The 12,991-nt window shown below is 57.9% G+C and carries 12 protein-coding genes; 7 read left to right on the top strand and 5 right to left on the bottom strand.

Features of this window, described 5'->3' with window-relative positions; genetic code table 11:
• Positions 1–28: 28 nt before the first annotated feature.
• Both XH89_RS15365 and XH89_RS15360 read left to right on the top strand, forming a co-directional pair.
• Entirely contained in the window at positions 29–211 is a 183-nt protein-coding gene (locus XH89_RS15365) for a hypothetical protein (RefSeq protein ID WP_194467838.1), read from the top strand.
• Positions 212–1,359: 1,148 nt separating this feature from the next.
• Complete coding sequence (locus tag XH89_RS15360; RefSeq protein WP_194467837.1) at positions 1,360–3,450, top strand: methyl-accepting chemotaxis protein; 2,091 nt, start codon at positions 1,360–1,362, stop codon at positions 3,448–3,450.
• Between the two features lie 135 nt (positions 3,451–3,585).
• Here XH89_RS15360 and XH89_RS15355 read toward each other — a convergent pair whose 3' ends face one another.
• The gene (locus XH89_RS15355; protein WP_194467836.1) at positions 3,586–4,179 is read right to left on the bottom strand and encodes a carboxymuconolactone decarboxylase family protein; all 594 of its coding nucleotides are present in this window, start codon (positions 4,177–4,179) and stop codon (positions 3,586–3,588) included.
• Positions 4,180–4,401: 222 nt separating this feature from the next.
• A complete protein-coding gene (locus tag XH89_RS15350; RefSeq protein WP_194467835.1) occupies positions 4,402–5,181 on the bottom strand; it encodes a TetR/AcrR family transcriptional regulator in 780 nt (259 codons plus the stop codon).
• Between the two features lie 568 nt (positions 5,182–5,749).
• Between XH89_RS15350 and XH89_RS15345 the strand changes: the two genes are divergently transcribed.
• The 5 genes from XH89_RS15345 (at position 5,750) to XH89_RS15325 (ending at position 9,924) form a co-directional block, all read left to right on the top strand.
• Positions 5,750–6,331, top strand: a complete 582-nt coding sequence (locus tag XH89_RS15345; RefSeq protein WP_194467834.1) for a VOC family protein — start codon at positions 5,750–5,752, stop codon at positions 6,329–6,331.
• A gap of 293 nt (positions 6,332–6,624) precedes the next feature.
• Positions 6,625–7,095, top strand: coding sequence for an Lrp/AsnC family transcriptional regulator (locus tag XH89_RS15340; RefSeq protein WP_194467833.1), 471 nt, complete (start codon positions 6,625–6,627; stop codon positions 7,093–7,095).
• 90 nt (positions 7,096–7,185) lie between these two features.
• Positions 7,186–7,884, top strand: a complete 699-nt coding sequence (locus XH89_RS15335) for a fumarylacetoacetate hydrolase family protein (protein WP_194467832.1) — start codon at positions 7,186–7,188, stop codon at positions 7,882–7,884.
• 292 nt (positions 7,885–8,176) lie between these two features.
• A complete protein-coding gene (locus XH89_RS15330; protein ID WP_194467831.1) occupies positions 8,177–9,259 on the top strand; it encodes a cupin domain-containing protein in 1,083 nt (360 codons plus the stop codon).
• A gap of 101 nt (positions 9,260–9,360) precedes the next feature.
• On the top strand, positions 9,361–9,924 hold the full coding sequence (locus tag XH89_RS15325; RefSeq protein ID WP_194467830.1) for a maleylpyruvate isomerase N-terminal domain-containing protein: 564 nt from the start codon (positions 9,361–9,363) through the stop codon (positions 9,922–9,924).
• 65 nt (positions 9,925–9,989) lie between these two features.
• Here the strand turns inward: XH89_RS15325 and XH89_RS15320 are convergent, their stop codons facing one another.
• From XH89_RS15320 to XH89_RS15310, 3 genes are all read right to left on the bottom strand, one after another.
• Positions 9,990–10,976, bottom strand: coding sequence for an amidohydrolase family protein (locus XH89_RS15320; protein ID WP_194467829.1), 987 nt, complete (start codon positions 10,974–10,976; stop codon positions 9,990–9,992).
• Between the two features lie 37 nt (positions 10,977–11,013).
• Positions 11,014–11,649: an NAD(P)H:quinone oxidoreductase gene (gene wrbA, locus XH89_RS15315; protein WP_194467828.1), complete on the bottom strand. Its 636-nt coding sequence runs from the start codon at positions 11,647–11,649 to the stop codon at positions 11,014–11,016.
• 281 nt (positions 11,650–11,930) lie between these two features.
• Positions 11,931–12,929, bottom strand: a complete 999-nt coding sequence (locus XH89_RS15310) for an ABC transporter substrate-binding protein (RefSeq protein ID WP_194467827.1) — start codon at positions 12,927–12,929, stop codon at positions 11,931–11,933.
• Between the last annotated feature and the right edge of the window lie 62 nt (positions 12,930–12,991).

Genomic DNA, 12,991 nt, shown 5'->3' with positions numbered 1-12,991 from the left:
CAAGTAGCGCCATAGAGCGCCTGCACGCATGAACTATCCGAACTTCCGCATCGATCTCGTTGGTAAAGCTCCGCGCATGCGGTTCGCCGAATCCACCAAAACACTGAAGGGTTCATGGCAGGTCGGCTGGTCAGCGATGACCGGCGAAAGGGCCTTTTCTGGTCACCGGCCACGGCTTTCGCCATCATCAGGTGGCACTGCCCAGGGTTGATCGCGCAGCAGGGTGGCTGACATGATTGTTTTGATTGTACCGACCATGGCACTAGCGCCGAGTCCATGAAGTTCGGTGCTTGTCGAACGAGAGAAACGTGATTCAGCCCAACCGCAACGGTTCGAACGCCGCCGCCTGGCGCGGCAGCCTCCAGCTTCACTTTGTTCGGCTCGTGCAACCGCCGCGTTCTGTTCGAACTCGCCCGCGCGCTCATTAGACCGCTTCTCCCAAGCCGCATTGTTACACATTGAAAAGGGTGTTTCTTGCCAAATTTGTTCGTTGGATCGCGTCGACTTGGTGGGTATTGCCAAGCACCCGCAGTTTCGAATGTCCTCGCGCACGAACGGTTGCAGCTCGCCTAATGGCGGGAAGCGCATGTTCATCGAACACCCGACGTCATCACGATCAGCTATGGCAATTGGCTAATGACCAAGAACAAGAAGACGGCGCTACTGTCAGACGTTGGGCACCGAAAACTGACGGCGCAGTCACTGCACCTTTTTGAAGCCTTCATGGCTTCGGCTTCTGAATGTTGGGCCGACAAAAACTGATTGTGAATGAACCGCGATAACTCAGCCGAGGGCCCGAACGAAGACGACCGCGTTACGTTTCAATCCGCAAACAAGGAAGTAGTGACAGGCATTCTTGACGAACGGACCGCATGGACTGGTCACCACGACTTGCTTCATGCCGTCGGCATATGCGCCGCCCGCAATAGTGCCCGCGCGTGAAGACGCGCCCCTCCGGAGACAGCCATTCCTCCCCTAGCAGATTACGGTCAGGTCAGATTACCCTAAAAATGTACATGTCCGATTTCATGTCGTCAATCAGTTTTTGGCGCTTTGGAGGGCGAGGACGGCGGCTGCCGAGGACTGGCCGGGCCTCGGGTTGGGATACGCGCCAGGCGGGCGGATGCTCAATGAATCCGGGGGTTCGCGCTATCCTGGAAAGGAAACTCTGGCGTTAATCCTCCTCCGCATTCTACCGCGATCTCGACGTCAAGGAGCGATTAGCTTTTTCGGTCATATACTAATTTTAGATTCGCCTCCAAAAAGGCGGTTTTCTCTCTCGATACCGGTGGGAGCGGATGAGGCTGCCGCCGGCTGATAGCGACGCAATTCATCTACAGCGAGGTTCTGGAGAAACGAATGTTGAATCGGTTGACTATATCGGCGCTACTGAAGATCGTGATTTTCGCCGCAGCTTTCTGCGTCGTGGTCGTATTCTCGCTCAATGCATGGGATGGCTGGCAGCGCTTACTAGTCGCAAGCCGAATTTCCGTGATCTCGGACGCTTCCGCAAACTTATTCGCGGCGATGCATAATCTCCGCACCGACCGCCTCTCCAGCAGCTATCTCAATGCCGACGCCCCTATCGATAGCGACACTGAAAAATATCTGCGGCAACTCCGCGACGCGGAAGTACCGGCGATGGCAAACGCGCTCGCTGTCCTTGAGAAGATCGATTTCGAGTCGAAGGGTATCCTGATCCCCGAATTCGACCAACTCTTCAAAACTTTGTTGTCCCAGCAACGGGAATTCTGGGAGCTTATAAGGCAACCCAAGGCGCCTCGTCGTCCAGGGCTCGCAAAAGAGTATACGGAAACGGCGAATGCGCTGCTTGCCACATTGGGGAAGTTGTCGGCTGTCCTGGCCGTCGATATCAACCACAAGGACGCCGTGATCGACCAACTGCTTGCGATAAAGCAGGTCGCCTGGTTGTTACGAAGCACGGCTGGCGAAGCTGTTTCGATTGTTACGGCTGGACTAATGGAAGGGCGTGTCACGCCAGAGCTCAAGAACAACTACATCAGATCCAACGGCGGCGTCGACGCTGCGTGGAAGGCGCTTGAATTGACGACCGCTACCATGCAGTTGCCACAAGCGATTTCCACCGCCATGACTGCGAACAAAAGCGCATATTTCGACCCAGAATTGCTCTCGCTGCGTGATCGCTTACTTATTGCCCTTGAGCAGGGCCAGAAGGCCGAACTGACGGCGACTCAGTGGAATGTCATCACTTCTGGCCGTCTGTCAACGACGGTCCGCGTTGCCGAAGCCGCCCTCGATGCCGCCAAGGAGCGCGCACGGATCCTGTATTCCGTTGCCCTTAGATCACTGGTCCTGCAGCTGTCGATCCTGGCAGGGTCAATCCTATTGAGCGTTGGCGCGATGGTGATGGTCAGGCGACGTGTGATCACCCCGTTGCATAAGATCCGCGATGCCATGTTGAAGGTCGCCGCTGGCGATCTTTCCGTTCAAACGGGCTACGCTCATCGAGGCGATGAGATCGGATCGCTCGTCGGCGCCCTGGAGACATTCAAACATCAAGCCGTCGAGAAGTTGAAGATGGAAAGCAAAGAACGCGAGCGCAATGCCGCCGCGATCGCGCGCCAGCACGCCATCGAAGCGTATGTCGGCGAATTCGAGGGCAGTGTTCGCAAATCCCTTAATGAGTTGAAGGAGGCCTCCGGCGAGATGCGGAAGACATCCGGCGACCTATCGGCCGTGTCGCGCCAGACCAACCACCGCGTTCAGGTCGCCGAAAAGGCTTCCGGCGACGCTTCCATAAGCGTCGAGAGCGTAGCTTCGGCCTCGGAGGAATTGAGCGCCTCGATCAACGATATCAGCTGGCAGGCCTCGCATGCCGCAGGTATTGCGAGTCGTGCTGTGAACCAGGCTCGGGAAACGGATGCCACGGTACAGGGGCTTGCGAAATCGGCCGACCGGATTGGTGAGGTAGTCGGTCTGATCACCAGTATCGCAGCGCAGACCAATTTGCTTGCGCTTAACGCTACTATCGAAGCTGCCAGAGCGGGGGACGCGGGGCGGGGATTTGCGGTGGTCGCCTCCGAGGTGAAGTCGCTGGCGAGCCAGACGGCAAAAGCAACCGAGGAAATTTCCGAACAGATTGCGGACATCCAGAGAGTGGCTGGCGATGCTATCAATGCGATTCAGGCGATCGGCGGTATTATCGGTGAGGTCAATGAGGTGGCAACCTCGATTGCCGCTGCGGTTCAGGAGCAAGGCGCGGCGACCGAAGAGATCACGCGAAGCACGCAATACGCGGCGCAGGGCACTAAAAACGTATTGGACAACATCTCCGGCGTAAAAGCAGACGCTGATACAGCAGCAGGTGCGGCCGAGAGCGTGAAGCTCGCTTCCGAAACGCTGGAGATACAAAGCCGCGGACTCGGCGAGCAGGTGCATAATTTCCTCGCCAAGATTCGCGCGGCATAGTCGAACTTAACGTTCGTATCATTCTGGACGGGGGCCGGCTAATTGACGGCGCAATCAGGCCGCTTCCTTAGCGCTGGCGTTCAGGTCCTCCCGCAGGTAGGGCCTGGAAGCCGCGCGCGCCGTCGCGCTTCATCATCATCCACCCGGAGTTGGTCGCGTGGGTCTCGCGTCGACGGACTCCATTTCCACCCCGGTCGTTTCCGGCGTGATTCGAAGCGCTTTGGTAAAACGCGTATTCCCGACATACCAAGCCACGAGGGCGGCCAAATCTACGGCGCCCTGTGCGCCAAACGCGTCGATCACCGCTTGAAACGTTTCGTCATCCACGCCGTCGGCACCACAAGCTTGATCAACGAATGCAAGTGCCGCCCTCTCGTCGGTCAAGAATAAATCTGAATCAACCCAGGCTTTGAGTGCTTCAATTTTTGAAAGGGGTACACCGAGTTTTACCGTCACCCGGATGTGCACACTCCATTCATATGCGCCGTCGTTCAGTTGACAAATACGCAAGATCATCAACTGCTGTAGCGGCCTGGGAATCGAGGAGTCTCCGCGGAGAGCGGTCGCATAGGCCGACTGAGCTCTTAGCATCGCGGGAGAATGGCACAATGTCTTATGTATGTTCAGGATGTCGCCGCCTCGAGCGCGGATCGCCGAAAACGCCTCATTGATCCGGTCATCTTCCGCTGTCGAGGTCCCGAGCCGAGATGAGTTCTCAGACGCAGGCATTGCACACCTCCAAACTGGGCTTGTTGCAAAAGGAATAGGGCGCGCTCGGCTTGACGCTGGCGCGGATGGGGGAGCTCCAAGGCAACCCCAGTCATCAAGCGGCTCATAGATGGCGAGCCCCTCAAGTTGCAATATGTCCGATTTTATGACGTGTCAATATTTGGCTGCGCGGTTGCGGCCGACGCCCCCGAGCACAGGCAATAACGCGCGAATCCAATCTAGCTATGTGCGATTGCGAACCGGAGCGCGGCGCGTGGCCGGAGCGACCTCCGCTTTACCGCTTTTCATTCCATCGAGAAGCAGAGCAGTCATTGTTCTCAGCTCCGCGAGTCCGGGCTCGACCAATGGCTTGTTGGTTGTATGGAGCCACCAACGCACCGACGCGAACATGAGATAGAAGATTGTGCGAGCGGCCAAGTCTACGTCGATATATGGCATGATTTCCCCCGCGTCGCGCGCCTTGGATACGATGTCTCGAAGATGGCTGACGGTTTCGAGACGAATACGACTGAACTCGCGCGCATGGGGAGACGTGGTGTGAAAAACATTCTCGCGCAGGATGGTGCGAAAAAGATCGGGTTCGGCGGCGTATGCGGCGTACACCGGGCGGAAATGAGCGACGACCGCGTCCACAAGCGATCCTTGATAGATGCCGGCTTCTCGGCAGCGTTCTATCACGGGAGGCATGAACTCATTGAATATGAGCAGCACTAACTCACGCTTGTTCTCGGCGTAAAACCCGAGGGTCCCGAGAGCTACGCGCGCTTCCTTGGCGATGTCGCGAAGCGTCGTGCCGTCGTAGCCAACCTCGGCGAACTGACGGCGCGCGGCCGCGTAGATTCGCTGAAACTTGTCGACTTTATTCTGCTCTCTAAGCCCCAACGTCTCCACATGATCCGCATTCGCGCCACGGATGCGATAAACGTCGTGAGGCTGTTCCTTGTCACGAGAGGGAGCGCGCGTGCTGGAACGCTGCGTCTTCGATTTTGCCTTTGACTTCATCTTATCCGCTGATTGCTATCTGCCGAACCCTGTATGGAAGCGTATCAGCGCTCCCGTCGAGGATCTCCACTTCCCTGCGGCAGCTTCGTACAAAAATAGCGAAATTGACAATGCTGCTTGCAGATGGAGTGCCCCAGCGACCAACGCCACTTTCGGCTTGTTCAGCAGCAAACTGACCGCAAGCAAAAATTGTACATGGTACATTTTTCTTGGTCAAGCACCGGACGCGATTCAGACTCTCCCTCCTAATAAACGATGCCGGTGTGCCGGCGGCTGGGCGGTAGAGGACCGCTCTAAATAGAGGCTCGCCGCTGATGCCGGCCGGCCTTCTTGAGGCCCACAGCCGGGGGTGCTTCGAAGCGGACAATAAATACTGGACATATATCATTTTCGGTCCTATATCATTTTTATCGCCGCGCCGCTCTTTGAGAACGCCTTTGGCCGGGGAAATTTGAGCGGCGAGCACTCGACCTTAAGTGGGCGCAAGTCGAGCGAAGACCGCCCCGCTTCGCAGACGGCACTCTGAAAAAGCGCATGGGATATTCTGAACATAGGAGGAGTTTGACGGATGACCACGAAAGAAACGGCCTCGCACCTGTCCAACCTTAATCCCAAGGTCGGCGGCCGCGAAGAAAAAGTCGACAATGCCTTTGGGTTGTGGGGGTTGGACCACTTTGCATTGACCAGCCAGAACGTAGCTCTCATGGAGCGTTTCGTGCGCGAGTTTATGGGAGGCGAACCCTATTATTACGCAGGCTTCGATGAGACGGACAAGAAGATGGGCCGTAAGCCCCACCTCTTCCTACGGATCGGTCACTCGCTTCTGCAATGTACGGAAGAAGCAGGCCCGTCTACGCCGCAGCCCGACGACCCCAACATATCCCCGCATTATGGCTTCAGGACCTCGGTAGCAGGACTTGATATGAACATCGCGCGTCTGAAGAAGGAAGGCATCCCCTTCTTCGGGCCGATGAGCCACCGTGATATCGATATTGTTTCCGTGTACTTCAAATCACCGGAGGGCCACAAGTTCGAGATCTGCACTTGGGAGGGGTACCCCGAGGACAAAGCAAGGATGATGGGAGCCCCGGGTGTCGGCTTCATTCCGTGGAAAGACTTGAACCATAACTGGCCACATACCCGGAGCTGATTCAGATCCGGATGGGTCGACACGAGGCCGCGGGACGGTGTGAACGGTTGGCGGCCTCGCATTCGCGGAGGGGCATGTGATGCCGCTTCGCGCATGCGGCGGTCTGAAGCCGCCGATCCGCAATGCAGATCTAATCCTGTTTCTACCGGTTCCAGGGATTGGTCATAAGCGGAGCAAGGGCGCGATTCATCAACTAGGTTCCCGACATGGCCCTCACACAAAGAGCTCAGACCACTCGAGCCAGGAGTAGCGACCTGGCCACTTACAATGACGACAAGGTGGGAAGACTGAGGATGTCGGTTGCCAACCTAGATGCGATCGACAAAAAGATCATTAGGGCCCTTCAATGCGACGGCAAGATCACGATTGGAGACCTAGCCGAAAAGGTTGGCCTGTCCGGGTCTCCGTGTGCCCGCAGAGTGCGGCAGCTTGAGGACAGCGGCATCATCAAAGGCTATGCCGCCATCATTGACCAGGAAAAGGTCGGATTGCCGGTCAGCGCCTTCGCATCCGTCAAACTCGAACGTCAGACCGAGGAGCACGTCGACCGCTTTGCAGCAGCCGTGATGAGTTGGCCGGAAGTTATCGATTGCTACCTGATGACAGGGCAGCGCGACTTTTTGCTACGAATAGTCGCCAGCGATCTAAGGGCCTACGAGCGCTTTTTGAGGGAGAAGCTGGCGCGCCTTGAAGGCATAGCCTCAATTGAGACCAGCTTCGCTTTGGTACAAACGAAACGTTCTGAGGCACTGCCAGTCCCCTAAGCATCGTTGCTAAAGACGGCCCGATGCTCCGCTTTCTCTCGGACCGATACGGGCTCCGATAGAAATTGCATATCGAAAAGGATGACCAGATTGAGTTTCGTGTTCGACCCCATTCCGACCTCAAGCGCAGCCGTCCATGGACAAGCCACACGCTTTCCCGTTCGCCGAATCTTCTGCGTCGGCCGAAACTACGAGGCCCACGCCCGCGAGATGGGCAAGGACCCCTCGCGCGAAGCACCGTTCTTCTTTACCAAGCCTGCGGATGCAGTGGTGGACGACGGGGCCATTGTGCCCTACCCGCCGCTGACGAAGGACTTCCAGCATGAGGCCGAACTTGTCGTCGCGATCGGGCGACCCGGGTTCAACGTGCCGGAAGAAAGTGCCTGGGACTTAATCTGGGGCTACGCGATCGGCAACGATCTGACCCGCCGAGACTTGCAATTGGAGGCGCGTGATAAGGGTCGGCCCTGGGACTGGGGCAAGGCATTCGACAAGTCGGCCGTATGCGGTCCAATCCACCCGGCTGCAGGGGTCGGTCGGCTCGCCTCTGGTGGGATCAGGTTATCCGTCAACGGAACTGTTCGTCAAAGCGCCAACCTTTCCGAGCTCATCTGGTCAGTACCGGAGATCATCTCGATTCTCTCTCGTGCTGTACGCTTGGTGCCGGGCGACCTCGTCTATACCGGTACCCCCGCAGGCGTCGGCGCATTGGTGCCCGGAGACGTCTGCGTCGTCGAGATCGAAGGATTGGGCGCGCTCACCACTACCATTGCAGAGCCGGTTGGATGAGCTGACTTTCCCTCCCCGCTGCATCCAATGATTCGAGGTAGTTGCGAAGCCCGCAGCGATTTGCCCGACTGCCCTGCAGGGCAGTCTGAAATCCGGACGGGCGAGTTATCGGATGAGCAGAGCGGAGGTGAAGGACAAATCAGCGAGCCAATTGTTGCGGAAGCGGACACGAAGATGGCCTTGGCCGACACATGACTTGACGCCGGTTGGGTCCGCTGCGGCTATCGTCCCCTGCCCCGACATGCCCCTCTAACCCGCGCTACCATCACCATACGACGACAAGGCCAGGAACATGAAGGATCAAGATCACAGTAACATGATGAAGCCGGAGGACACTCCGGAGCTACGTCAACTGTATTCGGAGCTCGAAGCCGAATATCTCAAACCGCTGTGGACGCAAATCGACGACCTCATGCCGGTCGTGCCTGCTCCCAAGGCGGTGCCTCACATATGGAAGTGGTCGCGGCTACTCCCGCTTGCGCAACGCTCAGGTGAACTCGTTCCAGTCGGACGGGGGGGCGAGCGGCGCGCCATCGGACTTGCCAATCCAGGCCTTGGTGGCAGAGCCTACATCAGTCCAACGCTCTGGGCGGCGATCCAATATCTTGGTCCGCACGAGACCGCGCCAGAACACCGCCATGCTCAAAATGCCTTCCGGTTCGTCGTAGATGGAGAAGGCGTATGGACCGTCGTAAACGGCGACCCGGTACGCATGAGCCGAGGCGACCTTCTGCTGACCCCCGGCTGGCATTTTCACGGCCACCACAATGACACGGACGCTCCGATGGCATGGATCGACGGTCTCGACATTCCGTTCTCCTACCAGAACGATGTCGGCTTTTTTGAGTTCGGATCCGATCGCGTGACTGATTACGCAACACCGCGCCTTTCGCGCGGAGAGCGTCTCTGGTCTTATCCGGGCCTGCGGCCGCTCTCGCAGCTGAAGGACACCGTCAGTTCGCCTCTCGGTGCGTACCGATGGGAGTTCACCGACCGCGCACTGGCTGAGCAACTGATTCTCGAGGACGAGGGGCAGCCGGCAACGGTGGAGCAAGGGCACGCAGCGATTCGCTATGTCAATCCGACTACCGGCGGTGATGTTATGCCAACAATCCGCGCCGAGTTTCACCGCATTCGAGCCGGAACGTCCACGCCGCCACGACGCGAGGTCGGATCGTCGGTGTTCCAGGTCTTCGAAGGATCAGGCACGGTTTCTCTCAATTGCGCCAGGACAAGTCTGGAAAAGGGGGACCTCTTCGTCGTGCCCTCCTGGGTCGGCTGGTCCCTTGAGGCTGAGACGCAGTTCGATCTCTTTCGGTTCTCGGATGCGCCTATAATGGAGCGTCTGCACTTCGCCAGGACTCAAATTGACTAGTCCGAGCGCCGGCCCCTTGGGTCTAATCCCAGCGTGCCTGAAGGTGCAGGGAAGCCGGCACGACAATCCCGTGGGCACCAAAGATGAGGATGTCCAGTCGCGTGGAAGAGGAGGCCTGGATGCGATTGCGTGAGCGGCTCGGTTCGGACTCTCGACACGACTGTCCGGCCGCGCCCGCGCGAGATCTTTTGTGGGCGCGCCAAGGGACGGCATACTTTGCTCGAAAGTTGAACGAACTCTCCGACAGCGCTCTGGACGCGCCCTCTCTCATTCCGTGCTGGACCCGTCGCCATGTCGTTGCTCACATTGGCTATCAGGCCCGCAGCCTTGCGCGACTCGCCGAAGCAGCACGCAAGGGAATGGCCAAAGAGGTCCTGGTAGAACCTGAACACCAGAACGAGAACGTCGAGTTCGGCGCGACCCTTCCCGCACATGCGTTGCGCTATCTATTCCAGCACTCGGCGGTGCATCTCAATGTTGAATGGCGGGATCTGAGCGATTCCCAGTGGCAGACCAGCGTGTTGTCCCTGAAGGGTGATCTTGTGCCGCTTTCGAGAACGCCATGGTCTCGAGCAACAGAGATTTGGAGGCGCGCCATCGACCTCGATAACGGCGGTTCACTATACGATCTTCCTTCCGGACTGCGCGATGAGGCGCAGACCTAGTGTAACGCTCGAAATACGCTTCAACTTTCGCGGCAGGAAACGGATTTCGGCCCGCATAATTGATATCAGCCCGTAGCGCTCGGAAGGTTAAGCAGGGTCTCCGCGTTGCCATGGGCAATACACTGCCTGTCCGACGCGCTAACAGGAAGGTTATTAAGGAACGACCTCCCCTCCTCCATCGTCCCGTAGGGGTAGTCCGCAGAGAACATGATTCGCTGCACGCCGACTTCGAGCAACACATTGAGAAATGTCGGCATGAAGTTGAACCCGCCAAACGTATAGTGCAGGTTTTGGCGAAGATAGTCGGCGACTGGCCGTCTAAGTTTTGTCATTTGCACGGGAAAGGACCGGTTCAGCCGCTCGATCATGAAGGGTATTCCCTCGCCGAGATGGCCAATCACTACCTGGAGCGCCGGATAACGGTCGAACACACCGCCGAGAACCAGCCGGAGAACGTGGGTGGCGGTCTCAATGTGCCAACCCCAGGCCTTCCCTGCGAACACGCTCGAGATTGCCGGAGGGAAGCCGCCGTACAGCGCGTTGATGACCGGCTCCGGCGGCAGCGTCGGATGGAGGTAGATCGGAACGCTGAGGCTCTCGGCGCAGGCAAGAACCGGACTGAAATAGGGATCATCGAGGTAGCGGCCACGAGCGTGGCCGTTGACATTGGCACCTTTGAAACCAAGTTCGAGAACGCAACGCTTGAGCTCGATTACAGCCTGGTCCGGGGACTGGATCGGTAACGAAGCAAAGCCCGCCAGACGGGTAGGATGAGCCTTGATTGCGGCTGCGAGGTAATCGTTTGCGTCACGCGCGCATGCGATTGCTTCCGAAGCATCGGCTTGCTCGACCCCGGGAGAATTAAGAGAGAGGACCTGCATGTCAATGCCGGCAGCATCCATCTCGGCGATCCGCGCGTCCCCGATATTCATCAACCTATCGAAAAGCTTGCCTCCGCCCGGGGCTTGGCGCATCCGTTCTGCGCTGGCCTTGCCAAGGCCGGATACGAATGTCGGCGTAACGAAGTGTTCTTCAATTGCAATGACGCGCATTCCGCCCCTCCCAGGTTTGAGAATTTAAAGCAACAATCTAATCGCGCGTGCGCCCCCGTAGTAGCCATAAGCCTAAAGTGGCAGCCCGCTGGCCCAACACGGCTGCGCCCTCAAGATCATCCGCGCTTGGTCTCACCCGAGTGCCGGCCGGCTTCGTCGTAGCGGTCGCGCCGTAGGGTGCGGCAACGAAACTGAAAATGGGATCGCTGTAGCCGGGGGTAACTACGATCATGCCGAGATGCATCATGCTAGTCAGAATACCCATCAGCGTCATCTCATGACCTCCGTGTATCGTGGAAGCCGACGTAAATGCTGAACCGATCTTGTCTCGAAGATCTCCCCGTTGCCAGTTCTCGCCGAGGCGGTCGATGAACCGCTTCATCTCGGCCGACATTGAGCCAATGCGCGTGGGCGCTCCCATCAACACGACGTCAAATGCGCTTAGATCGTCTGGCTGCGCCACAGGGAACTGTTGGATCTCCGCGAAGGCGGTCCCGGTATGTCGGTGCGCGAGCAATTCCGCTTCATCCGTAAGTTCCGGGACGCGATATACCTTCGCGGTAGTGCCCTGAACTCGCCTAGCCCCATCGGCGAGGGCCTGTGCGATGCGCACAGTATTCCCACTGCGGGAGTGAAACAAGACGATCACCTTTACGCCAATGTCGCTCGGCATTTCAACCTCTCATCGGACCGCATTGCGGGAGGTCCTACAGTCGCCAGAAAACCGCGATGGAAGGGACGGTTGCAGGTCGCTCGTATTTGTTGTTCGGCAGCTTTTCGATCAGAGTCCCACTGGACGAAGTCGCCGCCCGGGCACTCCTATGGGCCCGTGCCCGTTGAGCTCATGCCCGCCCGACCAGGCTATTCGAGACCTGCCCCACGCTTCCCGCACTAAGCAAGCGCAGAGCCGGAGAACAACATTCCTCCAGCTCGGAGGCCTTCCCAGATCGACTATCACTCGCGCTTCATCGCTGCCTCGACTAGGCTCAGATCCATGGTGTCCGATAGATTGATAGGGTCCTTGATAATCTCCAGCTTCTCCATCAGGTCCAGATTGGCTTGCATCGCCGCCACGTTCGGCATCATGTTGGGGTCGCGATAAAAGTCCGCCTTAGTGAAGAGCCAGTCCTGCCAAGACGCTTCGGGCATTTTCGTCACCTTCGCCGCGATCTTTACGACTTCAGCGTGATTGGCAGGATCCGAAAACCAATGTGCGACCCGCCGCATGTCGGCGAGAAAGTCGATCAGCGCCGCGCGGTTCTTCTCTATGAAGGTCTTCTTCGCTACCCACACGATGGCCTGACATTCTCCCACAGCATCTGCAGCTGTGAACAGAACCCTATTGCCCTCCCTGACCCCTCGTTGTGCCGAAAATGGACGGGTCACGGCGATCAAGTCGACCTTCCCGCTTTTTAGCATCGCGCCCATTGTCGGAGCGGCGGCCTCGACGATGTTCACGTCCTTGCGTTCGTCGATGTTGTTCTTGCGCAGCATGGCAACAAGAAGCATGTAGTTGGCACTACCGCGCGCGCTTACGGCGATGGTCTTACCCTTGAGGTCGGGCACGGTACGAATGCTGCCGCTATCGCGTACGAGGAACTCAGTCGAATAATAGTCGGGTATGCCGTCCTCTAGCTCGCCGGCGATGATGCTGACATCCTTCACCCCGTTTTCGTAGGCGACGGCGAAGCCAGTGGTCGAAATGTCCGCGATGTTGAGATCGCCGGAAGCAAGGCCCTGTAGAGCCTCGGAGGTTCCGCGGAAACGCGTAACCTCCAGATTGTAGGTCTTGCCGTTGTTCAGCATCAGGTCCTTCTTCTCGAGTACGATCGAACCCCAGTTGGTGACCGGGACAACCCAGGACAACTTGATTGCCGCGGGTTGCGCACCAGCGGAGGCATCCATCGACAGTACCAAGCCTGCTACGGCTGCGACTCTTGCGAGCAGCATCATTGTTCTATCCTCCCGTTGATTGCCGCCTTCAGGCGACGATTGTCCTTGCGCGCCGGATGCGG

This window comes from Bradyrhizobium sp. CCBAU 53340, assembly GCF_015291645.1.
Classification (GTDB): domain Bacteria; phylum Pseudomonadota; class Alphaproteobacteria; order Rhizobiales; family Xanthobacteraceae; genus Bradyrhizobium.
Note: the sequence above shows the minus strand (reverse complement) of the source record. Positions and strands in the feature narration are given on the sequence as shown.